This window comes from Flavobacterium sp., assembly GCF_040402955.1.
Classification (GTDB): domain Bacteria; phylum Bacteroidota; class Bacteroidia; order Flavobacteriales; family Flavobacteriaceae; genus Flavobacterium.
Window position 1 is genome coordinate 182925 of sequence record NZ_JBBALQ010000003.1, and the last position, 25110, is coordinate 208034.

The following is a 25110-nucleotide window of genomic DNA, read 5'->3' on the forward strand; positions in this document are numbered from 1 at the left end:
TTCTAATTATGAAAAATAGCAATTTCGCTTCATAAATCTTTGGGGAAATTAGTAAAATTTATTACTTTGGTAAAATTATTGAGCATAAATATTAAATTTTAAAACCTATTGATGAAAAAGTCACTTGTGTTTTTTGTGTTTTTCTTACAATTTACATTTTCTCAAAATATTGGTTTATATAGCCAATTTAATGGGAGATATGACTTTACTTTTGTAGGAAACACATTAAATCCTGTTGAAAATTCATTTCAAACCACTCCGGCAGTTTTAACAACATCTTCGGCTGCATTAGCACTTAGCCCCAATGACATTATTGAAAGTGCCTATTTATATTGGGCTGGCTGTGGAACTGGTGATTTTAATGTCAAATTAAATGGTACAGATGTACTAGCTACCAGAACTTTTTCAAATATATTAACTCAAGGTCAATCCTTTAATTTTTTTAGTGCATTTGCTAACGTTACCTCGCAAGTTCAATCGACTGGAAATGGCACCTACACTCTTTCAGATTTAGATGTGAGTAGTTTCGTTCCGCTTCACGCGCAAAACAGCACTAATTTTGCAGGTTGGGCATTAATAGTTGTATATAAAAACCTATCATTACCATTAAATCAGTTAAATATTTACGATGGATTACAAGTGGTATCGCAATTACAAAACAATTTAAATGTTACGCTTAACGCTTTAAATGTTATTGATAATGTTGATGCAAAAATTGGATTTTTAGCTTGGGAAGGCGATTCTGGAATTCAAGTGAATGAAACGTTGCGAATCAATGGAAATATAATTAGTAATCCGCCTTTAAATCCTGCTAATAATGCTTTTAACGGCACGAATTCGATTACCAATTCCAATCAATTATACAATATGGATTTGGATATTTACAACATCCAAAATAATATCAATATAGGTGATACTTCGGCGTTAATTCAACTAACTTCAAGTCAAGATTATGTAATGATTAATGCTATTGTAACGAAATTAAACAGCCAGTTACCAGATGCGCGAATTACTTTTCCAGCACCAGCTTTAAGTTGTGATGTAAGGCAACTTCAAATCAATTACATAGTAACAAATAACAATTCTACAGCCAGTTTACCTGCAAATACACCTATAACTTTTTATGCTGATAATGTGATGGTTGGTTCGGCATTTACACAAAATACTATTCCAATTGATGGAACTGAAATCGGAACTATCACGTTAACAATTCCTGTAGGTATTCCATTGCAATTCAATTTAATAGCTAAAGTAGATGATACTGGAAATGGTACTGGTATTGTAAATGAAATATCGGAAACTAATAATGATTTTATTTTACCAATTCAACTTTTAGCTTCACCAAATTTCAATCCACTTGATGATATTGTAAATTGTAATTTAGGATTAACAAAGGGTATTTTCGATTTTTCTGAGTATGAAGGAAGCGTAAAAACTAATCCTGGACATCTTAGCACCTTCTATAATTCAGAAATCGATGCTTTAAATTTTACAAATCAAATACTATTTTTAAATAATTTTGAAGCATTACAAACACCAAAAACCATTTGGGTGAGAATTGACTATGAACAAATTGGTTGTTATAGTTTAACTTCGTTTGCGTTACTTACAAAAAATTGCGAACCGATAGTTTATAATGCTGTTTCACCAGATAATGATGGGCAAAATGATTTCTTTTTTATTGAAGGATTACGAGATATTTTTATCAATTTTAAGTTAGAAATTTACAACCGCTGGGGAAGATTATTATGGACAGGAGACAACAACAAACCTAATTGGAATGGATATTCTGAAAATACAATGGGAAATAATGAAGCTGCAAGTGGAACGTATTACTACATTTTATATCTAAATGACCCTGATTATCCAAGACCAATAAATGGTTTTTTATATTTAAGAAGATAATTTCTAAATAGTTAGACAAACCATAAAATCGCAACTAATAATTCATAAAAGCGAATTCTCTCAAATATATTTTATATTTTTAGCAAACAAAAAACAAAAAACTATGCGAATATTTAATGTCTTAATAGCGGTATTGGCTATTAACTGTGGTTTCAGCCAAAATTATTTTCCAAAAAATGATGGCGTCAAACAAACCTATAAAAATCCAGTAGCAATAACTAATGCTACAATTTACTCCTCTTCAACAGTTAAAATTGAAAATGCAACACTTTTATTTGATGGCGATAAAATTTTAGAAATCGGAACGCAAATTTCAATTCCTAAAAATGCGACAATAATAGATGCTACAGGAAAAACTATTTATCCTTCATTTATTGATTTGTATACTGAATTTGGAATTCAAAAACCACAAAAAAAATCCTCTAATTCTAGATCGCCACAATACGATTCTGAAAGAAATGGCTATTATTGGAACGACCATATTAGAGCCGATTTCAATGCTTTTGAAAATTTAAATTACGATGAAAAAGCGGCGAAAGATTTAAGAGAAACTGGTTTTGGAACGGTTTTAAGTTTTAATAACGATGGAATTGTAGCCGGAACAGGATTGCTTTGGACATTAAATGATATCGAGAATAATGGAACTAGAATATTAAATAATAAAATATCACAACACATTACACTCAAAAGAAGTTCGCTTTCTGGTCAATCCTACCCTTCTTCCTTAATGGGAAGTATGGCATTAATTCGTCAATTTTATCATGATGCAAAATGGTATGCTGCTGGAGGTTCAAAAACGAAAGATATTTCATTAAATGTATTTAATCAAAATAAAAATTTGGTTCAAATATTTAATGCTGGCGATAAACTAAATATCCTAAGAGCAGATAAAATTGGTGACGAATTTGGAATAAATTATGTTATTAAAGGAAGTGGAAACGAATTAGAACGTATTGATGAAATTAAAAAAACAAATGCAACACTAATTATTCCAATCAATTTCCCTGATGCTTATGATGTTTCTGACTCGTTTCTTGCAGAACAAGTAGTGTTGTCTGATATGAAATTTTGGAATCAAGCGCCATATAATTTAAAAGTTTTAGCAGAAAACAATGTGAATTTTGCTTTAACAACTGCAGATTTAAAAAATTCAAAAGACTTTTTAACAAATCTAAGAAAAGCAGTAGAATTTGGTTTTCCGAAAGAAAAAGCATTAGCGGCTTTAACTGAAATACCTGCTAAAATTGCTAATCAAAATAATATTGGAACTTTAAAGAAAGGAAATTTAGCGAATTTTATAATTGTAAGTGGAGATATTTTCGAATCAAAAACTTCTATTCAAGAAAATTGGGTTCAAGGAAATAGATTTGTAATTGAAAAAATACAACCTTCAGATGTTAGAGGAAAATACGATTTAATTCTGGATTCCAACACTTACGATTTAGCGATTGAAGGAGAAATTACAAAATTAGAAGCTAAAATTTCACAAGATAAAATAGAGTTCGGAACAAAAATTACGTACAACGATCCTTGGATTACGATGGTCGTTAGAGGAAAAGATACTATATCATCGAAATTTATCAGAATTTCTGGATTAAAATCTGAAACAGGTTTATCTGGAAAAGCCTTTTTAGAAAACGGAAATGAAGTGTCTTGGAGTGCCGTTAAAAAACTAGCAACTACAGAAGTTAAAAAAGAAGCTACTACTGATAAAAAAGAAGAAAAGAAAACGCCAATTTTTTACCCAGTTACATTCCCTAATATAGCTTTCGGAAATAACACAAAACCAAAACAAGAAACGATATTATTTAAAAATGCTACAGTTTGGACAGGCGAAAAAGATGGTGTTTTAAAAGAAACCGATGTCTTAATTGAAAACGGAAAAATCATTAAAATCGGCAAAAACTTACCTCAAAAAGGAAAGGTTATTGATGCTACGGGCAAGTACTTAACCGCAGGGATTATAGATGAACATTCACATATTGCCATTTCAAATGGGGTAAATGAAGGCGGTCAAAATTCATCTGCTGAAGTAACTATTGAAGATGTAGTAAATTCAGAAGATATAAACATTTACAGAAATTTAGCTGGTGGTGTAACTTCTGCTAATTTATTACACGGATCTGCCAATCCAATTGGTGGTCGTGCTGCATTCATTAAGTTGAAATGGGGATACAATCCAGATGAAATATTAGTTAAAGACGCTCCTAAATACATCAAATTTGCTTTGGGTGAAAATGTAAAACAATCCAATTGGGGCGATATTGAAAGACTGCGTTTCCCACAATCCAGAATGGGTGTAGAACAAGTTTATGAAGACTATTTTTCACGTGCAATGGCGTATCAAAAAGAATGGGATACATACAATACAAATAAAAGTAAAATTGCACCTCGTTTTGATATAGAATTGGAAACCTTAAGTCAAATTTTAAATAAAAAACGATTCATCACTTGTCATTCATACGTGCAATCTGAAATAAATATGTTACTAAAAGTAGCCGAAAAATATAATTTTAAGATTCAAACATTCACTCATATTTTAGAAGGTTATAAAGTGGCAGACAAAATGGCTAAACACGGAGTTGGTGGTTCTACTTTCGCAGATTGGTGGGGTTATAAATATGAAGTAAATGATGCCATACCATACAATGCAGCACTTATGAATAATGTAGGTGTAACGGTTTCTATTAATTCCGATGATGCTGAAATGTCAAGAAGATTAAATCAAGAAGCGGCAAAAACACTAAAATATGGTGGTGTAACAGAAGAAGCGGCTTGGAATTTTGTAACTTTAAATCCTGCGAAATTATTACAAGTGGATGACAAAATTGGAAGTATAAAGGTTGGTAAAGATGCCGACGTAGTGCTTTGGTCAAACAATCCGTTAACTATTTATGCTACAGTTGAAAAAACAGTTGTGGATGGAATTATTTTCTTTGATTTAGACCAAGAAAAAGCAAAAAACGAAACGGTTCAAAAAGAAAGAAACGAATTAATTAATTTAATGTTAGACGCTAAAAACAAAGGCTTAAAAACACAAGAACCTAAGAAAAAATCGAGCGGACATTACCACTGTGATACCCTTGGTGAAAAATGCAGAGAATTTCACGCTAAATACAATAATTAATAAGTATTACACTATTTTTCAACACAGATTTCACAGATTAAAATAATTTTAAAAATCTGTGTTAAAAAAAATTAATATAAAATGAGAAAATTAACATACATACTAGCATTAACTACTTTAATTAGTTTTGCACAACAAACACCAGCGCCAAAGCAAACAAAATCGATTTTAATAATGGGTGGAACGGCGCATTTAGGGAACGGGAAAATTCAAGAAAACAGTTTAATATCCATTGTTGATGGAAAAATTGCTTCCGTTTCAGATGCAACGGTAACTAAAATCGGCAAACACGATATTGTGATTCAAGCTGAAGGAAAGCATATTTATCCGGGTTTCATCGCACCAAATTCTACTTTAGGATTAGTAGAAATTGATGCCGTTCGTGCCTCAGATGACGAAAGTGAAATTGGTGAATTCAATCCACATATTAGAAGTTTAATTGCTTATAATGCGGAATCGAAACTAACCGAATCCGCTCGACCAAACGGCGTACTTTTAGCCCAAATTACACCACGTGGTGGAAGAATTTCTGGAACTTCTTCTGTGGTTCAATTTGATGCTTGGAATTGGGAAGATGCTGTGATAAAAGAAAATGACGGAATTCATATGCGATGGCCAAATAGTTATGCACGATTAGGATGGTGGGCTGAACCAGGCGGCATTGAATCGAATAAAAAATATGACGAGCAAACCAAAGGCATTCAACAGTTTTTTGATAATGCGTTTAATTATTTAAATTCAGATAAAAAAACAAAAGACATTCCTTACGATGCGATGAACGGGTTACAAAGTGGAGAAAAAACGTTGTTTGTAAACGCAAATGGTGAAAAAGAAATTACGGATATTATCTTATTCAAAAAGAAAAACAATATTAAAAAATTAGTCATTATTGGTGGCTATAATGCACATAAAATTGCCGATTTATTAAAAGAAAATAATGTTTCTGTTTTATTGAGAAGAGTGCACGACGTTCCAAACTCTGAAGATGAAGATGTAAATTTACCGTACAAAATTGCTAAAATCTTAACCGAAAAAGGAATCGTAGTTGGATTAGAAAATGCGGGCGATATGGAACGTATGCAAACAAGAAACATACCGTTTTATGCCGGTACTTGTGCCGCTTGGGGAATGAATAAAGAAGAAGCATTAAAATTAATTACATCAAACACTGCTAAAATTTTAGGAATTGATGCCAAATACGGAACCTTAGAAGCCGGAAAAAGCGCTACCCTATTTATTTCAGAAGGTGATGCATTAGATATGAAAACCAATAAATTATCTCACGCTTTTATTGATGGAAGACAAATTAGTTTAGAAAGTCATCAAACCGAATTGTACGAAAGATATAAAGGCAAGTTTGAAAGTGAAGGTTCTTCAAAATCGGAAGTAAAAAACTAAAATACAGAATATTATTTTCAAAGTCGCAAAGCACATCGTTTTGCGACTTTGTTTTAATAAATAAAAATGCTAAATTTGTACTATGAGAATCATTGATAACAATATAGAAAATGTAAAGAAACTTTGTACTTTGTATAATGTGGAAACTATGTATCTATTTGGTTCTGCCCTAAATTCAAATTTTAATAGCAAAAGTGATATCGATTTATTAGTCAAATTCAAGCCAATTGAATTAGCATATTATTTTGACAATTACATTAATTTTAAAGAAAATTTAAAAATAGTATTAGGTAGAAATATTGATTTAGTTGAAGAACAAAGCTTAAGAAACCCAATACTTATTGAATCAATAGAAAAATCGAAAGAACTAATTTATGGATGAAAGAATACTTAAATGGTTATATGATATAAAAATTTCAATTGATGAAATTGATATTTATTTTATAAATGAAGAAAAAGATTTTTTCAGATATCGAAATAACATAATGCTAAAACGAGCAATTGAAAGAAATCTTGAAATTATTGGTGAAGCTATTAACAGAATCATAACTCGTGATGAAATTTATATTGAAAAGATAAGCAATGCAAAATCTATAATTGGGTTGCGAAATCAAGTTATTCACGCTTATGATAACATTTCCGATGAAAATATTTGGTCTATCTTAATTAATCATTTACCAAAATTAAAAATAGAAATTGAAAATCTGATTCAACATTCAAAATAACTTGATTGAACTTTTATATTTATTTGTAAATTATATTCTAAAAATGAAAATCAAAAGTTTAGTAAAGACACTTTCTATTTTATCATATTGCTTAATTATTATTAATGGGAGTATTATAGCAATTCCATTTATATTATATTTGATTTCTGCTAGTATTTCGATATTTTATTTGGAAGGAATAAATCAATCAGTGTCTTCATTAATTGGAATTATAGGTTTAATCATAATCATAAAGAATTTTGAGGAAGAAACATTTAAAAGTATTTTTGTAAATTTTCTAGGATTTTTAATGCTTTTAGTGCCATTAATTGAAAGATTATCATCAATATCAATCGAATTATTTAATTATTTATCTTTTAAAATTCCTGTAATACTATTTGTAGTATTATTTTTTATCTATGTGCTTATTTCAATTTTTGATTATTATAAAAATAAAAAAATATTAAATTCTCAGCAACTTAGTCACTCAAAATGAAACAAATCACATCCATTCAAAATCCGTTTGTAAAAAACTTAGTTGTATTGCAAGACAAAGCCAAAGCACGAAAACAATCGGGAACGTTTATTATTGAAGGACAACGTGAAATTGAATTGGCTTTAAAAGGTGGTTATGAAATAGAAACATTACTTTTTTGTCCAGAATTATCTGGAAAATCTGAAAATCTGAAAATTGAAATAGCAGAACATCTCAAAATAGAAATTTCTAAAGAAGTCTATCAAAAACTGGCTTATCGCGATACAACCGAAGGAATTATAGCTATTGCGAAATCGAAATCATTGCAATTATCCGATTTAAAATTATCTAAAAACCCTTTAATTTTAGTCGCAGAAGGATTAGAAAAACCAGGAAATTTAGGGGCTTTATTACGAACTGCAGATGCGGCAAATATTGATGCTGTGATTATTGCCAATCCAAAATCGGATATCTATAATCCAAATATTGTACGTTCGAGTGTGGGTTGTTTATTTACAAGACAAATTGCTGTGGCGACTTCAGAGGAAGCAATTGCTTATTTAAAAGAAAACAACATAAATATTTATTGTGCGACTTTACAAGATTCAACCACATATCACTCACAAAATTATAACGAACCCACCGCTTTAGTTGTTGGAACAGAAGCCACCGGAATTACAGAGTTTTGGCGAAAAAATGCAACAAAAAATATAATTATCCCAATGCAAGGCAGCATTGATTCTATGAATGTTTCGGTAGCGGCGGCTATTTTACTTTTCGAAGCCAAAAGACAACGTAGGTTTTAATTGGTCAATTTTCAATGTGTCGATATGCCAATAAAAACAACACAGATTTAAAAAATTATTAAAATTTGTAAAATTTGTAAAATTTCTTAAATCTGTGTTTCAAAACTTTTAATCCAGCAACCATAATTTTTTAAAAATCTTTTTTGATATCTAAATTTTAAACACTATTTTTATGTTCTACAAAAATTGAATATGACAGAGATTGATTTAGAAGCGGAAAACAAAGCTATTGCCCAGGAATATAAAGAGTTACTTCGTATTAGTTATCAAAGTTTAACAGCTGAAGATAAAAAAATAATTCGTAAGGCTTTTGATATTGCCGTAGAAGCGCATAAAGATCAAAGAAGAAAATCAGGCGAAGCTTATATTTTTCATCCTATTGCTGTGGCTAAAATTGTAGCCTCACAAATTGGTTTGGGATCCACGGGTATTGCCTCTGCACTACTTCACGATGTGGTTGAAGATACCGACATTACTATTTCTGACATTGAAAAAATGTTTAATCCTAAAATTGCCAAAATTGTTGAAGGATTAACCAAAATTCCAAAAGTAAAAAACGACCAAGAAATTTCGCTTCAAGCTGAAAATTTTAGGAAAATGCTACTAACGCTTAATGATGACGTTAGGGTAATTTTAATTAAACTAGCCGATAGATTGCACAATATGCAAACTATGGATGGCATGTCTGACTACAAACAAGCAAAAATCGCATCGGAAACCTTATATATTTACGCACCATTAGCACATCGCTTAGGACTTTATAATATAAAAACCCAATTAGAAGATTTAGGTTTAAAATACACAGAACCAGAAGTTTATGCGGATATTGTTAGTAAAATTAAAGAAACCAAAGAAGAACAAGATACTTATATAAAATCGATTTCAGATATTTTAAGCAAATCCATGGCCTTAGAAGGTATCGATTTTATTATAAAAGGCCGACCAAAATCGATTTATTCAATTCGTAGAAAAATGAAAGTGCAAGGCGTAACTTTTGATGAAGTATACGATAAATTTGCGCTTAGAATTATTTACAAATCCAATCTTCACGATGAAAAATTCTTAGCTTGGAAAATTTATTCTGTGGTAACAGACCATTATAGACCCAGTCCAAGTCGTTTACGCGATTGGATTTCCTCACCAAAATCAACAGGCTACGAAGCGTTGCACATTACTGTAATGGGACCTTTAGGACGTTGGGTGGAAATTCAAGTTCGAAGTGAACGAATGGATGAAATTGCAGAAAAAGGTTACGCAGCGCACTATAAATATAAAAATAATACAACAGAAGAAAATAGCTTAGAAATTTGGCTAAATCAACTAAAAGAAGCGCTTGAAAATTCAAACAATAATGCCGTAGATTTTGTTGAAGATTTTAAACTGAATTTATACGCTAAAGAAATATACATTTTTACACCAAAAGGTGAAATAAAATCCTTACCAAAAGGAGCAACTACACTCGATTTTGCATTTAGTATTCACTCGGAAATTGGTGTAAAAACTCGAGGTACAAAAGTAAATGGAAAATTAGTGCCTTTAAATTACATCTTAAACAGTGGCGATCAAGTAGAAATTATTACTTCGCAAAATCAAAAGCCAACTATTCATTGGCTGGATTATGTTTCAACATCTCGTGCCAAAACTAAAATCAAGAATGTATTAAATGAAGATATTAAAAAAATTGGCGAAGAAGGTCGAGAAATTTTAACTCGAAAATTACGCCATTTAAAAATAACATTAACCGAAAATTCAATTAATGAATTGGTTAATTATTTCAAATTAAAAACGAGTTTAGATTTATTTTATCGTGTTGGGATTGGTGCAATTGAAAACCAACAACTCCGTGATTATGCAGCACAAAAAAGTAATACTTTGGTAAACTTTTTTAAGAAAACAATCAAAAGAGGTAATAGTGTTACTAATGATAAAAATCAAAAAAATAACTCTAAACAACAACTTGATTTACTAGTTTTTGGGGCCGAACAAAGCAAAATAGAATATAAATTTTCTCCTTGTTGCAGTCCGATTCCTGGCGACCTCGTTTTTGGTTTTGTTACTATAAACGAAGGAATAAAAGTGCATAAAATGGATTGCCCAAATGCCATAAGTTTACAATCTAATTTTGCTTACCGAATTGTTCAAGCCAAGTGGATTGATTCCACTCAAGAGGAATTTAATGCCATTTTAAAAATCACAGGAATGGATGTAATGGGTTTAACCAATCAACTAACCAAAGTCATTTCAAATCAAATGCATGTTAACATTCAAAGTATTAGTCTAAGTTCTGAAGCGGGAATATTTAAAGGGCAAATTACAGTATTGGTCCAAAATAATGTTATTCTTAAAAAATTAATTGAGAATATTAAAACTGTCGAAGGCATAGATAAAGTAACAAGAGTTTATAATACATAAAAATAGTATTATATAATTTATGAAGTAAATAAATGAGTAAATTATTTTTTTTACTTTTCACTAATCACTTTTTACTATATTTGCATTTCTTTCATTTAAACATAAAATGGGTATCAACCAAAACCAAGAAACGGTAAAAAACGTTTTTACAAAATACCTTGAAGAAAAAGGACATCGCAAAACGCCTGAACGTTATGCGATACTTCAAGAAGTATACGAAAATCAAGAACATTTTGATATAGAATCATTGTATATCAAAATGAAAAACAAAAATTATCGTGTTTCTCGTGCCACTTTATACAACACTATCGAATTATTGTTAGATTGTAAATTAGTTCGTCGCCATCAATTTGGGCAAAATCAGGCACATTACGAAAAATCTTATTTTGACAAGCAACACGACCATATAATTTTAACAGATACAGGAGAAGTAATTGAATTTTGTGATCCCCGTATTCAGCAAATAAAACAAACTATGGAAGAAATGTTTGGAATTGATATCGAAACACATTCCTTATATTTTTACGGAACAAAAAAGAATTAATAAATAGGGACAATTGTCCATTCAAAGCAAACAACACAATGAATGTAGATTTACTACTTGGATTACAATGGGGTGACGAGGGAAAAGGAAAAATCGTCGATGTATTAACTTCAAAATACGATATTATTGCCCGTTTTCAAGGCGGTCCGAATGCAGGACACACACTTGAATTTGATGGAATTAAACACGTTTTAAGAACCATTCCTTCTGGAATTTTTCATAAAAACAACGTAAATATTATTGGAAATGGCGTGGTAATGGATCCTGTTGTTTTTCAAAAAGAAATTGAAAGTTTAGAAAAATTTAATTTGAATATTAAATCAAAATTATTCTTATCAAGAAAAGCACATTTAATTTTACCTACACATCGTTTACTTGATGCAGCTTCGGAAGCTTCAAAAGGAAAAGCTAAAATTGGTTCTACTTTAAAAGGAATAGGTCCTACTTATATGGACAAAACCGGTAGAAATGGTTTACGAATTGGCGATTTAGAAATGGCTGATTTTAAAGAAAGATACCGTGCTTTAGCCGATAAACACGAAGCGATGATTGCTTTTTATGATGTAGATTTACAATATAATTTAGCAGAAATGGAAGCTGAATTTTTCGCAGCAGTAGAAGAATTAAAAACATTAACTTTCATTGATTCTGAAGAGTATTTAAACAAAGCTTTAAAAGCAGGTAAAACCATTTTAGCAGAAGGCGCACAAGGTTCTTTATTAGATGTTGATTTTGGAACATATCCATTTGTAACTTCTTCTAATACTACTGCTGCTGGAGCTTGTACAGGATTAGGAATTGCTCCAAACAGAGTAAAAGAAGTTTTCGGAATTTTTAAAGCGTATACCACTCGTGTAGGAAGCGGTCCTTTCCCAACAGAATTATTTGATGAAGTAGGCGCCAATATGGCAAAAATCGGAAACGAATTCGGATCGGTTACAGGACGTGCTCGTCGTTGTGGCTGGTTAGATTTAGTAGCACTAAAATATGCCGTTGAAGTAAATGGTGTTACCGAATTATATATGATGAAAGGTGACGTTTTATCAGGATTTGAAACGTTAAAAATTTGTACTGCATATACATACAAAGGAGAAGTTTTAAAGCACTTTCCATTTAACATTGAGCCGGAAAATGTACAACCAATTTATAAAGAAATGAAGGGCTGGCAAGCGGATTTAACAGGCATGACAACATATGAAGAATTACCATCAGAATTAAAGACTTACATCGAATTCATTGAAAAAGAATTAGAAGTGCCAATAAAAGTAGTTTCTGTAGGACCTGATAGAACTCAGACAATTACAAGATAATTTATACAATTTTGTTTTACTGAACTCGTTTCAGTATTCACACAATCAAAACCGCAGATTCTCAGATGATCCAAAATCTTAAATCTGCGGTTTATTTTTTTATCTATTAAAATCCGCAAAATCTGTGTACTTATCAAAAAAACCATAAAATATTCTTAATACGCATTCATTATTATACATTTTACTTAAATTTGACAAAAATTGAGAAATTGAAAAAATATTTATATGCTGTCGTTTTGGTATTTACCATATGGGTTGGAAATGCTCAAACTACAAATCAACCGATTACTCCTTCAAATCCTAATGGGATAAAAATTTTACATTCTGATTTTATCGATAAAAATCAAAATGAAATTCCTGGTGCCATTATTTTTACTGGGAATGTTCAAGTACAACATAATGGCGTATTAATTAATTGCAATAAAGCCTATCATTATACCGATGAAGATTATGTAAAAGCGTTTGGAAACGTAATATTAAACCAAGGTGATACTATTGTAATGAATAGCCGTTATGCGGAATATAACGGAAAATCGTTACAAGCGTTTGCAACTGGAAATGTAAATTTGCGTTCGCCCGATTCTAATTTAACAACCGATACCATTTACTTTGATAGAAATAAGCAAGAGGCTTTTTATAGAAGTTGGGGAACTATAATAAATAAAGAAAATACCTTAAAAAGTAAATCTGGAAGATACTATATAAACAACAAAAAATACGTTTTCAAAACAGCAGTAACAGTTGTAAATCCACAAGTAACTATTAAAACCAATAATTTAGAATTTTACGACAACTCAGGTCACGCTTACGTTTACGGTCCTAGTACGATTACAAGCAAAGAAAATGTGATTAATACTACAAACGCTTTTTACGATACTAAAAATGATGTAGGAAGGCTTTTAGATAAATCCAATATCGTTTATAACAATCGGAAAGTTGAAGGCGAGATTATCAATTACGACCGTAAGAAAAATTTCGCAAAAGCTACCAATAATGTAAAAATTACCGATACCATTAACAACATGATTGCTACCGGACATTACGCAGAAGTATATCGAAATATTGGCGGAACCAAAAAAGATTCGATGTATATTACCAAAAAAGCGTTAGTAAAAACATTAGTAGAAAAAGATACTATGTATTTACACGGAAAAAAAATATTGGTTACGGGTCCGCAAGAAGATAGAACCATAAGAGCTTTTAACAATGTTCGATTTTTTAAAACAGACATGAGTGGAAAATGCGATTCCATTCATTCAAATAATAAAACACAACTCACAAAACTTATCGGAAGACCTGTGGTTTGGAATGCCGACAATCAAATGACGGGCGACGTTATTCATTTAATAGGAAATAATAAAACCGAGAAATTAGATTCATTGAAAATACTCAATAATGCCTTTTTGGTTCAAAAAGATACTATAGGTGAAGACAATTTCAATCAAGTGAAAGGGCAATTTTTATACGGAAAGTTTAGAGATAACAAATTATACGAAGTAGATTTAATCAAAAATACAGAGAAAATTTATTTTATGTATAACGATGAAAATGAAATGGTTGGAATTGACAAAGGCGTTTCAAGTAGTATAAATATGCAACTAGAAAACAATAAAATTTTAGAATTAACTTCTTTCAAACAAATTTTAAGCGATACCTATCCTGATAAAGAATTTCCAAAAAACGCAAGGCGACTTAGAGGTTTTATTTGGCGAATAGATGAAAAAATTACTTCTTTAGAGAATATTTTTCCTGATGAAGAAAATGCCATCGACGAAAAAGTAAAAATCGAAACGAAGAAGAAAGAAAAAGAAGAGAAAAAACCTATGACCGTGCTAAAAGAAACTACGGATTATGGAAAAAAAGTAGGAAGTAAAAAGGATAAAGTGAAAAGTAAAAAGCAAAAAACTCAATCACCTTAAACCCTTAACCTAAAACCCAAAACCATGATAAAAGATTTCTTTAAATATCAAGCACAAACCTCTCCTCACCCATTAGCTATGGAAATTTCTTATGCTAAAGGTTCTTATATTTATGATACTTCTGGAAATAAATATTTAGATTTTGTTGCAGGTGTTTCAGCTTGTAGTTTAGGACATCAAAATGAACGTGTAAATACGGCTATAAAAGATCAATTAGATAAATATTCTCACGTAATGGTGTATGGCGAATATGCTCAACATCCGGCAACCGAATATTGTAAATTATTAGCCGAACATCTTCCCTATCCCTTAAAAAAAACATATTTAGTAAATTCTGGTACCGAAGCTACCGAAGGCGCTTTAAAATTAGCCCGAAGAGTTACCGGAAGAAGTCAATTTATTTCGTGTCACAATGCATATCACGGAAATACAATGGGAAGTCTAAGTGTAATGGGTTTTGAAGAACGCAAACAAGTATTTAGACCATTACTACCAGATGTCGATTTCATTACGTTTAATAACGAAGAAGATATCAAGAGAATTACAACAAAAACAGCGGGAATTATCTTAGAATCCATTCAAGGTGGCGCAGGTTTTATTCAACCTCAAAACGATTTTCTTAAAAAAGTTAGAGCGCGATGCACCGAAGTTGGTGCGATGTTAATTATTGATGAAATTCAACCCGGATTTGGTCGAACTGGAAAATTATTCGGCTTTGAAAATTACGATTGCATTCCAGATGTTTTAGTAATCGGAAAAGGAATGGGCGGCGGTATGCCAGTTGGCGCATTTGTAGCTTCTGAAGCACATATGGATTTATTATACGACAATCCGAAGTTAGGACATATCACCACATTTGGTGGACATCCTGTTATTGCAGCAGCTTGTTTGGCAACATTACAAGAAATAACTGAAACAAATTTAATAGCTGAAACACTAGAAAAAGAAAAACTTTTCAGAAAATTATTGGTACACCCTTTAATAACAGAAGTTCGTGGAAAAGGATTAATGTTGGCTGCCATGACAAAAAACACAACTATTACAAACGAAGTTATTTTACGATGTCACAAACGTGGCTTAATATTATTTTGGTTATTATTTGAAGGAACAGCCATCCGAATTACACCGCCACTAACCATTTCCAATCAAGAAATTGAAGAAGGTTGCCAATTATTATTGGAAGTTATGGATGAAGTTCAAACTTTGAATCTATAAAATTCAAGTAGTATTTTTTTAAACACAGATTTGAGTAATCTTAAAAATTAATATAATTTCTCAAATCTGTTTTGACTGATAACTGTATTTTAACTTAAATTTTGTTAATTAAATTGTTCAAAAGATACACTTGGCAAAGAAATTGCTAACACTAAATTACGTAATTTTATTACTGTAACTTTTAAAAAGTTGTTGCTATGAATATGAGCTATAATGAAGAAGAGGAAGAAAACAGTTTGTCACTTTCTAAATTCGAATCGATGCTAAAAACCAACAAAGTTTTTTTCTTTGATTCGGAAGAATTTGAAGATATTGTTTTACACTATATGGATACGGGACGAATCAATTTAGCAAAAAAAGCGCTACGATTGGGTTTAGAACAACATCCAAAATCTAATGGCTTGAAACTGGTACATGTTGAATTATTAATTTATGATGACAAAATTGAACAAGCCGAAAAAATCTTAAACGAAATCGCTTTGTTAGAACCTACTAACGAGGAAGTTTACATCCAACGTGCCAACATTTGTTCTAAAAGAGATCAACACGAAAAAGCTATTGAGCATCTGCAAATTGCGCTTCGCTATACAGATGATGAAGCCGATATATATTCAATGATAGGAATGGAATATCTATTTATGGATAGCTTAGAATTGGCCAAAGAAAACTTTATTTTATGTTTAGAGAATGATGAAGATGATTTTTCTGCCTTGTATAATGTAGTATATTGCTTTGATTTTTTAGATCAAAACCAAGAAGCAATTGTGTATTTAGAAAACTTTATTGACAAAAACCCTTACAGTGAAGTCGCATGGCATCAACTTGGGCGTCAATTTTATGCTTTAAAAAATTATGAGAAAGCCATTTGGGCTTTTGATTATGCTTGTATTATAGATGAAGGTTTTTTGGGTGCATTCTTAGAAAAAGCAAAATCTTTAGAAAAACTTCAGCACTATCAAGAAGCCATTGATTGTTATTTAGTCACAATTGAATTAGACGATCCTACTTCTTTTGCTTTTCTGCGAATTGGAAAATGTTACGAAAAACTAGGAAATACAGAACAAGCACTAATTTTTTACTTAAAAACCGTTCACGAGGATCCCTTGTTAGATAAAGCCTGGTTAACCATAACCGATTTTTACATCAAACAAGAGAATTACCAAAAATCATTATACTATATAAATAAAGCAATTGGAATTGATGGTGAAAACCCATTATATTGGAGAAGATATGCTTCTATTAATCAGTATTTAAATTTCTTTGAAGAAGCAGAAGAAGGATACAGAAAAGCTTTTGAAAACGGAGATGTAGCTTTAGATAATTTCCTTTTTTGGAGTGATGTGTTATACGTTTTGGGTGAAGTAAATGCTGCCTTCGAAATCTTAAATCAAGCTAAAGAATTGTATCCAAATGAAGCGGAGATTTTATATCGTTTAGTAGGCTTGTTTTACAACATCGAAGAGGAAACAAACGCCATCGAAGCATTGGAAACGGCTTTAACTACCGATTTTAATAAAAATTATATATTAAAAGATGCATTTCCACACGTTTGGGAATGTGAAACAGTACAAAACAGTATTAAAAAACATACTTTATAAGCCAATTCATGGAAATTATCGACTTTTTATTGCACTTCTTAAAAGATCCTTTAACCGTAATTACACAATTAATAGACCAATACAATACTCTAATTTATTTTATTTTATTTCTAGTTGTTTTTGTTGAAACTGGTTTTGTAATAATGCCACTACTGCCAGGAGATTCAATGCTTTTTGCTATTGGTGTCATTGCTGCAACTACCGGAAAATTAAGTCTGGTGATTATTATTCCATTGTTAATTTTAGCTGCGTTACTTGGTGACAATTTAAACTATTTTGTAGGTCATAAATTTGGAGAATTAATAAAAGAGAAAAAGAAAATTCTATTTCTTAAAAGAGAATATATTGAAAAAACAGAGGTTTTCTTTGAAAAAAATGGTGGAAAAGCAGTAATAATGGCTCGTTTTGTGCCTATTGTAAGAACTATTGCACCATTTGTGGCTGGAGCAGGAAGCATGAAATATAAAAATTACATTTTAAATTGTATTTTGGGTGCCGTACTTTGGGTAGCTGGAATAACCCTTTTAGGCTATTTTTTAGGGCAATTTGAGGTGGTAAAATCCAATTTTGAAAAACTAGTTTTAGGAATAGTTCTTATTTCTGTTTTACCAATTTTTATTAAAATTTTTAAATCTAAATTTAATAAAACGTAACAGAAATGAATTATAAATCACAAAAAAAACAGCGCAAGTTTGGGCTTATCGGTAAAAACATAAGTTATTCATTTTCAAAAAAATACTTTTCCGAAAAATTTATAAATAACCATTTTCACAACTGCGAATATGAAAATTATGACATAGAAAATATAAAAGAAATTACAGAAATTATTGATAAGACAAAAGGATTAGTTGGATTAAATGTAACCATTCCATATAAAGAAAGTATCATTCCTTTTTTAGATAAAATTTCAAAAAATGCAAAAAAAATAGGCGCTGTAAATTGTATTTCTATTTCAAAAAACAAAAAACTTAAAGGGTATAATACCGATTTTTATGGTTTTAAAAAGTCAATTAAACCTTTATTAAAAAGTCATCACAAAAAAGCATTAATTTTAGGAACCGGGGGCGCTAGTAAAGCGGTAGCTTTTGCTTTAAAAAAACTAAATATCGAATTTGATTTTGCATCTCGAAATGCTTCGGAATATGAAATTGGATACAAGGAAATAAATGCAGCTATATTTAATGAATATCAAATAATTATAAACACCACACCACTTGGAACATTTCCAAATATTTCTGAATCACCAAAATTAGATTATTCCTTATTTACATCTAAACATATTGCTTTTGATTTGGTGTATAACCCAGAAGAAAGTACTTTCTTAAAAAAAGCTAAAAAATCTGGTGCAATTACAAAAAATGGTTATGAAATGTTACTTAATCAGGCAGAAAAAGCTTGGTTAATCTGGAACAAATAACATTTAATTTGATATTTTAGGACAATTTCTTTGTACTTTCCCCCTCTTTTGGTATCTTCGAAGCCTTAACTTAAGCATTATAACATGTTAGAAGAATTGAATGATAGCCTGCAACAAGCAGATGGACAAGAAGAAGCAACTTCAATTGAAAACCACGCAACTATTTCAGAAGAAACTGAATTAGAAAGTCAAGTTTTGGAAGTAACTGAGAATGAATCGATTTCGGAAAAATCAGAAGAAGAAACAATCGTTTCTGCACAAGAAGAAATAGACAACAGTTTAGCTGAATCTAGCGAAGATGGTTCTATTGATTCTGATTTGGAGATTGAAGTAAAAGATTACGAACGTCTTTCTTTAGAAGAATTAGTTGACGAATTGGCTAATTTTGTAGGTCATGAAAAAGCCTTAGTTTTCAAAAATCAAATTGAAGATGTAAAAAAAGCGTTTTTAAATCAATTTCAGCAATTAATTGAAGAAAAAAGAGTTGCCTTTTTTGCTGAAAATGAAACGTCTACAGAATTTGAATATCATTCACCAATAAAAGTAAAATTTGATCAATTGTTAGATACTTTTCGTAACAAAAGAAATACAAATTTTAAAAATATTGAAAATCAATTAAAAAATAATTTTACAGAGAAAACAGCCTTAATAGAAGAATTAAAAGCATTAATTGCTAGTACTGATTCTAATATTTCTGAAATGTTTAAAAAATTCAACGACATTAGAGAACGTTGGAAAAACTCTGGAGCCATACCAAAAGACAAGTACAATTTAGTTTGGAATAATTTTCATTTTCATGTAGATAGATTTTACGAAATTGTTCATTTAGATAGAGAAATTAGAGATGCTGATTTTAAGAATAATTTAGAGCAGAAGTTAGAAATTATTGAAAAAGCAAAACTTTTAGTTGAAGAACCAGACTTAACTAAAGCTTTCAGAGAACTTCAATTATTACATCGCGTTTGGAAAGAAGAAATTGGACCTGTTGACAAAGAAAATAGAGAAAAAATTTGGCAAGAATTTAGCGAAATAACAAAAATTCTTCATGATAAACGCGAGGCATTAGCAGGACAATTTAAAGAAAAAGAGCAAGAAAATTTAACTCGTAAAAATGAAATTATTGCTGAAGTAAATGTATTAAGTACTGAAAAAGTTACTAATCATGGTGAGTGGCAAAATCAAATTGTAAAATTAGAAGCGTTACGCGATACATTCTTTAAAGCGGGACGTGTGCCAGCAGAAGCTACTGATGTTACTTGGAGTAATTTTAAAAATGCCGTTCGTGCTTTTAATGCTACGAAAAATTCATTTTATAAAGATATTAAAAATGAACAACATCGTAATTTAGAATTAAAATTAGCCTTAATTGAGAAAGCAAAAGCGAATATCGATACCGAAGATTTTGATGCTACTACTCCAATAATGAAGCAAATTCAAGAAGAATGGAAAAAAATTGGTCATGTACCAAGAAAACTTTCTGATGAAATTTGGGATACATTCAAAAAAACTTGTAATGCTTATTTTGATAGATTACACGAGTCAAGAAAAGAAGAAATCGGCGTAGAAGTTGAAGCGTTTGAAAAGAAAAAAGAATACTTAGAAATCGTTCGTGCATTTGAACTTGTTGGTGATCATAAAACAGATTTAGATGCTATTAAAGCTCATATTGCTGCATGGAAAGAATTTGGTAAAGTACCTCAAAATCGTCGTCATATTGAAGGAAAATTCAACAAAATTTTAGATGCTTTATTTGAAAAACTGAGCTTATCTAAAAAAGATTTTGAAATGATGAAATTTAGCAACCGTTTAGATCAACTTTCGGAAGGAAACGACCAAAGAGCGATTGCCAACGAACAAATTTTTATGAGAAGAAAAATTGACGAATTGAATAATGAAATCAACCAATTAGAAAACAATATTGGCTTTTTTAGTAACAACAAAAAAGGAGAAAATCCATTTTTGAAAGAAGTACAAAAAAATATTGAAAAAAATAAAGAGGAATTACAAACTTGGAAAGACAAACTAAAAAAGTTGAATAGTATTTAATTCTTTATACATTACTTTAAAAAGACTGCTAATTGCAGTCTTTTTTTGTTTTAAAAAGTATCAAACTTACAATTCATCCATAAAAAATTACAGTTGGGTTAGATATAATTTTACAAATACAATCTATGTTGCAACTTTGCTTCATCAAAATAAACAATGTAAACATTAAATAAAATTTATCATGACAAAAATCATCACATTTATCACAATTTTAATTTGTGGATTATTAACAGCTCAAACTACTTTTGAAAAAGAAATGAACAGAGCTTTACAAACATGGAAACAAGGAAAACCAGCAGAAGCAGTTACTCAATTTGAACAAATTGCTTCGGTTGAAAAAACAAATTGGTTGCCAAATTATTATATTGCACTAATAAATACTACTCGAGCTTTTAGTGAACAAGACAAAACAAAAATGTTGTTATTGATTGAATCTGCACAAAAAGCACAAGATGTTTGTAATAGTTTAGCTCTAGAAAATCCAGAAATTTTAGTTATTCAAGCCATGATTCATACTGCTAATATTGTTTATGATCCTATGACAAACGGACAAAAATTATCGGGTGATGTAATGTATATTTTAAATAAAGCGTACAAAATTGCACCTGAAAATCCTAGAGTTGTGTTTCAAAAAGCTTCGTTTGAAATTGGCATGGCACAATATTTTGGACAAGATTCAAAACCAATGTGTGCCCAAATTGAAAAAGCAATCGAACTTTTTGCTACTTTTAAACCAGAAACCGCTTTGCACCCAAGTTGGGGTTTAGATAGAGCAACAGTTGAATTAAAAAAATGTAAATAATTTACTAAAATGAAAACAATCTCCTATTTATTTCAAGCTATTTTAAAAGGATTAGTAGTGTCATTAGTAATATTTTTAGTGATAATTGGTACTCAATATTTTTTAGGTAGAATTGTAAAATTAAATGCAAATTTAGTTAGAGAATTTTCCTACTATGTTATTTATGGTGTAGTTTTATCAATCATCAATTCGACTTATTTCTATTTTTTAAATAAAAAATTGAATTGGGATAAGTTGATATTTTTAAAAAAATATAGAATCCTAATTGGGTTTATTGGAAGTGTTTTTATTACCATTTTAGGCATATTTTTCATTCGTTTTTGTATAAAAGTACTAATTGAAGGAAATTCTTACAAGTATTTTTTGGAGAAAGAAAATAAAGCACAATATCTATTTAGCCTACTTATCACTATAATTGTATCAATTGTATTTCATCTAATATACTTTTATAAAGCGTATCAAGAAAACAAGTTAAAAGAACAAAAAATCATTGCTGGAACAGCCTCAGCACAGTTTGAAAGCCTAAAAAATCAAATTGATCCGCATTTTTTGTTTAATAGTTTAAATGTGTTGAGTTCATTAATTGAGGAAAATTCAATTGCAGCGCAAAAATTTACTACTTCATTATCAAAAGTATATCGCTATGTTTTAGAGCAAAAAGACAAAGAATTGGTTTCGGTAACCGAAGAATTAACTTTTGCCAAAACCTATATGAATTTACTTTTAATGCGATTTGAAAACAGCATCACATTTGAAATTCCTGAAAACATTGAGAATGACGAAACAAAAGTTGTGCCATTATCCTTACAATTATTACTTGAAAATTGCATCAAACATAATGTTGTAAGTGAAAACAAACCGCTTCATATAAAAATTAGCATCGAAAATGATGCGTTAGTAGTATCAAATAATTTACAAAAGAAAGAGGTGTTATCAGGCAGAAAAGGTGTTGGATTAGAAAACATTGTAAATCGATACAGAATTCTAACCAATAGAAAAGTTTTAGTAGAAGTAAATGAAAATGAATTTAAAATAAGCCTACCCATATTAACCAAACAAATTTCAGTTATTGAAACCAACACCCTATTTTCAGAAAATGCTGCTTACGCAAGAGCCAAAAAACGTGTAGAAGAATTGAAAGGCTTTTACGGAAATTTGACTGCTTATTGCGTCGTAATACCAACATTGGCAATAATTAATTACAATACATTTTGGGGATTTCAATGGTTTTGGTTCCCGATGTTAGGTTGGGGATTAGGTGTTTCATTCCACGCGTTTGGCGTTTTCGGATATGGAAAATCATGGGAAGAACGAAAAATTCAAGAATTTGTAAATAGAGGAAAAAATAATAATTGGGAATAAAAAATTCAATATCAATAACAATTTCAATATCAATTTCAATAACAATTTCAATAACAATTTCAATAACAATTTCAATAACAAATTCAATAACAATATCAGTAACAATATCAAATTCAGTAAAAAATTATGGAAAATATAACTTCAGAACAAATTCGCTATGAGGAAGCGGTAAAACGAGTAAAAAAATTAAAAGGATTTTATACACACGCATTGGTATATTTGGTAATTAATATTATGTTAGTTATCTTAAATATTCAAAACTTAAATGAAGGTGAAAGTTATTTTCAGTTTAAGAATTTTATGACCGCTTTCTTTTGGGGAATTGGTTTATTGGCGCATGGTTTGTCAACATTTTTACCTTATATTATTTTAGGAAAAGATTGGGAAGAGCGTAAAATTAAAGAATTAATGGAAAAGGAAAAAGCGAATAAGTGGGAATAATATAATGTGTCAATTTGAAAATGTGCCAATTTGAAAATTTATAAATTATGAAAAACGAAAATATTCCCCCTTTGGGGGTTAGAGGGCTGAACATCATCATCATCGAAGACGAAAAACCAGCGGCCAGATTATTGCAACGTAAAGTGGAAAAACTTGGACTAAAAGTAACTAAAATGCTTCATTCTGTGGAAGAATCAATTGCTTGGTTTCAAAATAATTCGCATCCTGATTTGATTTTTCTCGACATTCAATTGTCTGATGGCTTATCGTTTGAACTATTTGAACAAATTGACATTAAAAGTGCGGTTATTTTTACTACTGCTTATGACGAATATGCGTTGCGTGCCTTTAAACTAAACAGTATTGATTATTTATTAAAACCAATTGACGAAGAAGAACTATCAGTTGCGATTTTAAAATTCAAAAATCAATTTCAAAAAAACACCATTTCTAATTTAGATTTTGATGCGATAAAACGTATGCTAATTAATCCTTTGGAAAAGGAATACAAATTGCGTTTTTCGGTGAAAATTGGTCAACAATTAAAAGTGATTTCCGTTGACGAAATAGAATGTTTTTATAGTGAAAATAAAGGCACTTATATTCATACATTAGACAATCGAAATTATTTAATTGATTCCACTTTAGAAGTTGTAGAAGCCGAAATTAATCCAAAAGATTTTTATCGCGTAAGCCGAAAATTCATTGTTCCGTTGAAAGCTGTTAAAGAAATTCTAATATATTCTAATTCAAGATTAAAAATTATTTTACCCACTTTCAAAAATGATGAAGTAATTGTATCCAGAGAACGCGTTAGCGATTTTAAAGAGTGGATTGGCTAATGAATAACTGTTTTTCTGATGCCAATCAAAACAAGTATGAATACTGAATATAAAATAAAAAAAGGTACAATGAATTCAATACCGTTAAACGTTAATAATATTGCAATAATAAGCAATTGAAATCCCAATCCGTATAGAGAAACTAAAGTCATAAACCAATTGGGAAACGTTTTGATTTTATACGCATTTGGGTCTAATAAATGAATGATTTTATCAAAAAGACCATAAACAACAGTATAAATTCCAAATAAAATAGTTACCGATTTTTGCGATTCACCTGGTAACGCTTTTGGCGTTTTGTACTCAAATATTTTACTGGTTGTATCGCCTCCAACCGATTTATTTCTTAAAATCACGTAATAATAATTGTATAAGGTGCCTTGTAATTGAATACAAATAAAGGCAAGTGATGCATACCAAATTGTACTATTTGACATGTAACAAATTGTCATGAAAAACATAAAATTTAAGATAATATCAAAAACACTATCTAAATATCTTCCAGAATAGGATGGTGTGTTTTTCAAACGGGCTAATTCTCCATCAGCGGCATCAATTCCTGATTTTAAAATGATGAAAAATGCTGCTGCTATATAATATTGGTTTAACATACAATAAATTGCAATTAATCCAGAAAGTCCGAATAATAAGGTAACATGAATGGGTGTAAAACGAGTATTTTTTAAAGAATTGGCCAAAAACGTACCAAAAGATCTTCCGTAATCTGATAAATCAAAAAATTTATCTTGAGTTGCTAGTTTAGACATTCATCAAATCTAAAGAACTG

General features: G+C 30.3%; 21 protein-coding genes. 20 read left to right on the forward strand and 1 reads right to left on the reverse strand.

From position 1 onward, the window contains the following. Window positions 1–111 precede the first annotated feature (111 nt). The 20 genes from ABWP78_RS03090 (at window position 112) to ABWP78_RS03185 (ending at window position 24323) form a co-directional block, all read left to right on the forward strand. On the forward strand, window positions 112–1905 hold the full coding sequence (locus ABWP78_RS03090) for a T9SS type B sorting domain-containing protein (RefSeq protein WP_353168928.1): 1794 nt from the start codon (window positions 112–114) through the stop codon (window positions 1903–1905). 103 nt (window positions 1906–2008) lie between these two features. Beyond that, window positions 2009–5032 carry an amidohydrolase family protein gene (locus ABWP78_RS03095; RefSeq protein ID WP_353168930.1) on the forward strand — a complete coding sequence of 1008 codons (3024 nt, stop codon included), beginning with the start codon at window positions 2009–2011 and terminating at the stop codon, window positions 5030–5032. A gap of 81 nt (window positions 5033–5113) precedes the next feature. After that, the gene (locus ABWP78_RS03100; RefSeq protein ID WP_353168933.1) at window positions 5114–6430 is read left to right on the forward strand and encodes an amidohydrolase family protein; all 1317 of its coding nucleotides are present in this window, start codon (window positions 5114–5116) and stop codon (window positions 6428–6430) included. A gap of 82 nt (window positions 6431–6512) precedes the next feature. Beyond that, entirely contained in the window at window positions 6513–6812 is a 300-nt protein-coding gene (locus ABWP78_RS03105; protein ID WP_353168935.1) for a nucleotidyltransferase family protein, read from the forward strand. Then, window positions 6805–7155, forward strand: a complete 351-nt coding sequence (locus ABWP78_RS03110; RefSeq protein WP_353168938.1) for a HepT-like ribonuclease domain-containing protein — start codon at window positions 6805–6807, stop codon at window positions 7153–7155. The genes ABWP78_RS03105 and ABWP78_RS03110 overlap by 8 nt, the downstream gene beginning before the upstream one ends. 43 nt (window positions 7156–7198) lie before the next feature. Further along, window positions 7199–7630, forward strand: coding sequence for a hypothetical protein (locus tag ABWP78_RS03115; protein ID WP_353168940.1), 432 nt, complete (start codon window positions 7199–7201; stop codon window positions 7628–7630). Next, entirely contained in the window at window positions 7627–8415 is a 789-nt protein-coding gene (locus ABWP78_RS03120; protein ID WP_353168942.1) for a TrmH family RNA methyltransferase, read from the forward strand. The genes ABWP78_RS03115 and ABWP78_RS03120 overlap by 4 nt, the downstream gene beginning before the upstream one ends. 192 nt (window positions 8416–8607) lie before the next feature. Then, complete coding sequence (locus tag ABWP78_RS03125; protein ID WP_353168944.1) at window positions 8608–10827, forward strand: RelA/SpoT family protein; 2220 nt, start codon at window positions 8608–8610, stop codon at window positions 10825–10827. Window positions 10828–10933: 106 nt separating this feature from the next. Then, the gene (locus ABWP78_RS03130) at window positions 10934–11371 is read left to right on the forward strand and encodes a Fur family transcriptional regulator (RefSeq protein ID WP_353168946.1); all 438 of its coding nucleotides are present in this window, start codon (window positions 10934–10936) and stop codon (window positions 11369–11371) included. 38 nt (window positions 11372–11409) lie between these two features. After that, the gene (locus ABWP78_RS03135; RefSeq protein ID WP_353168948.1) at window positions 11410–12681 is read left to right on the forward strand and encodes an adenylosuccinate synthase; all 1272 of its coding nucleotides are present in this window, start codon (window positions 11410–11412) and stop codon (window positions 12679–12681) included. Window positions 12682–12890: 209 nt separating this feature from the next. Then, window positions 12891–14600, forward strand: coding sequence for an OstA-like protein (locus tag ABWP78_RS03140; protein WP_353168951.1), 1710 nt, complete (start codon window positions 12891–12893; stop codon window positions 14598–14600). A 24-nt stretch (window positions 14601–14624) separates the two neighbouring features. After that, entirely contained in the window at window positions 14625–15815 is a 1191-nt protein-coding gene (locus tag ABWP78_RS03145) for an aspartate aminotransferase family protein (protein WP_353168953.1), read from the forward strand. A 203-nt stretch (window positions 15816–16018) separates the two neighbouring features. Then, a complete protein-coding gene (locus tag ABWP78_RS03150; RefSeq protein WP_353169023.1) occupies window positions 16019–17413 on the forward strand; it encodes a tetratricopeptide repeat protein in 1395 nt (464 codons plus the stop codon). Window positions 17414–17421: 8 nt separating this feature from the next. Then, window positions 17422–18066, forward strand: a complete 645-nt coding sequence (locus ABWP78_RS03155) for a VTT domain-containing protein (protein ID WP_353168956.1) — start codon at window positions 17422–17424, stop codon at window positions 18064–18066. 5 nt (window positions 18067–18071) lie between these two features. After that, on the forward strand, window positions 18072–18830 hold the full coding sequence (locus ABWP78_RS03160) for a shikimate dehydrogenase family protein (protein ID WP_353168957.1): 759 nt from the start codon (window positions 18072–18074) through the stop codon (window positions 18828–18830). 84 nt (window positions 18831–18914) lie between these two features. After that, window positions 18915–20876 (forward strand): DUF349 domain-containing protein, encoded by a 1962-nt coding sequence (locus tag ABWP78_RS03165; RefSeq protein ID WP_353168960.1) that lies wholly within the window; start codon window positions 18915–18917, stop codon window positions 20874–20876. Between the two features lie 181 nt (window positions 20877–21057). Continuing rightward, on the forward strand, window positions 21058–21678 hold the full coding sequence (locus ABWP78_RS03170) for a hypothetical protein (RefSeq protein ID WP_353168962.1): 621 nt from the start codon (window positions 21058–21060) through the stop codon (window positions 21676–21678). A 9-nt stretch (window positions 21679–21687) separates the two neighbouring features. Continuing rightward, window positions 21688–23040 carry a 2TM domain-containing protein gene (locus ABWP78_RS03175; RefSeq protein ID WP_353168963.1) on the forward strand — a complete coding sequence of 451 codons (1353 nt, stop codon included), beginning with the start codon at window positions 21688–21690 and terminating at the stop codon, window positions 23038–23040. Window positions 23041–23166: 126 nt separating this feature from the next. Continuing rightward, on the forward strand, window positions 23167–23481 hold the full coding sequence (locus ABWP78_RS03180; protein ID WP_353168965.1) for a 2TM domain-containing protein: 315 nt from the start codon (window positions 23167–23169) through the stop codon (window positions 23479–23481). Window positions 23482–23567: 86 nt separating this feature from the next. Continuing rightward, the gene (locus tag ABWP78_RS03185; RefSeq protein ID WP_353169026.1) at window positions 23568–24323 is read left to right on the forward strand and encodes a LytR/AlgR family response regulator transcription factor; all 756 of its coding nucleotides are present in this window, start codon (window positions 23568–23570) and stop codon (window positions 24321–24323) included. On the opposite strand, the gene ABWP78_RS03190 is transcribed toward ABWP78_RS03185, so the two are convergent. Further along, on the reverse strand, window positions 24320–25090 hold the full coding sequence (locus tag ABWP78_RS03190; RefSeq protein WP_353168968.1) for a CDP-alcohol phosphatidyltransferase family protein: 771 nt from the start codon (window positions 25088–25090) through the stop codon (window positions 24320–24322). The two genes, ABWP78_RS03185 and ABWP78_RS03190, sit on opposite strands and share 4 nt — an antisense overlap. Window positions 25091–25110: the final 20 nt, after the last annotated feature.

What these genes read in the sequence shown, in the direction of transcription:
- ABWP78_RS03090 (WP_353168928.1), top strand. Translation starts at nt 112, where the DNA reads ATGAAAAAGTCACTTGTGTTTTTTGTGTTTTTCTTACAATTTACATTT.
- ABWP78_RS03095 (WP_353168930.1), top strand. Translation starts at nt 2,009, where the DNA reads ATGCGAATATTTAATGTCTTAATAGCGGTATTGGCTATTAACTGTGGT.
- ABWP78_RS03100 (WP_353168933.1), top strand. Translation starts at nt 5,114, where the DNA reads ATGAGAAAATTAACATACATACTAGCATTAACTACTTTAATTAGTTTT.
- ABWP78_RS03105 (WP_353168935.1), top strand. Translation starts at nt 6,513, where the DNA reads ATGAGAATCATTGATAACAATATAGAAAATGTAAAGAAACTTTGTACT.
- ABWP78_RS03110 (WP_353168938.1), top strand. Translation starts at nt 6,805, where the DNA reads ATGGATGAAAGAATACTTAAATGGTTATATGATATAAAAATTTCAATT.
- ABWP78_RS03115 (WP_353168940.1), top strand. Translation starts at nt 7,199, where the DNA reads ATGAAAATCAAAAGTTTAGTAAAGACACTTTCTATTTTATCATATTGC.
- ABWP78_RS03120 (WP_353168942.1), top strand. Translation starts at nt 7,627, where the DNA reads ATGAAACAAATCACATCCATTCAAAATCCGTTTGTAAAAAACTTAGTT.
- ABWP78_RS03125 (WP_353168944.1), top strand. Translation starts at nt 8,608, where the DNA reads ATGACAGAGATTGATTTAGAAGCGGAAAACAAAGCTATTGCCCAGGAA.
- ABWP78_RS03130 (WP_353168946.1), top strand. Translation starts at nt 10,934, where the DNA reads ATGGGTATCAACCAAAACCAAGAAACGGTAAAAAACGTTTTTACAAAA.
- ABWP78_RS03135 (WP_353168948.1), top strand. Translation starts at nt 11,410, where the DNA reads ATGAATGTAGATTTACTACTTGGATTACAATGGGGTGACGAGGGAAAA.
- ABWP78_RS03145 (WP_353168953.1), top strand. Translation starts at nt 14,625, where the DNA reads ATGATAAAAGATTTCTTTAAATATCAAGCACAAACCTCTCCTCACCCA.
- ABWP78_RS03150 (WP_353169023.1), top strand. Translation starts at nt 16,019, where the DNA reads ATGAGCTATAATGAAGAAGAGGAAGAAAACAGTTTGTCACTTTCTAAA.
- ABWP78_RS03155 (WP_353168956.1), top strand. Translation starts at nt 17,422, where the DNA reads ATGGAAATTATCGACTTTTTATTGCACTTCTTAAAAGATCCTTTAACC.
- ABWP78_RS03160 (WP_353168957.1), top strand. Translation starts at nt 18,072, where the DNA reads ATGAATTATAAATCACAAAAAAAACAGCGCAAGTTTGGGCTTATCGGT.
- ABWP78_RS03165 (WP_353168960.1), top strand. Translation starts at nt 18,915, where the DNA reads ATGTTAGAAGAATTGAATGATAGCCTGCAACAAGCAGATGGACAAGAA.
- ABWP78_RS03170 (WP_353168962.1), top strand. Translation starts at nt 21,058, where the DNA reads ATGACAAAAATCATCACATTTATCACAATTTTAATTTGTGGATTATTA.
- ABWP78_RS03175 (WP_353168963.1), top strand. Translation starts at nt 21,688, where the DNA reads ATGAAAACAATCTCCTATTTATTTCAAGCTATTTTAAAAGGATTAGTA.
- ABWP78_RS03180 (WP_353168965.1), top strand. Translation starts at nt 23,167, where the DNA reads ATGGAAAATATAACTTCAGAACAAATTCGCTATGAGGAAGCGGTAAAA.
- ABWP78_RS03190 (WP_353168968.1), bottom strand. Translation starts at nt 25,090, where the DNA reads ATGTCTAAACTAGCAACTCAAGATAAATTTTTTGATTTATCAGATTAC.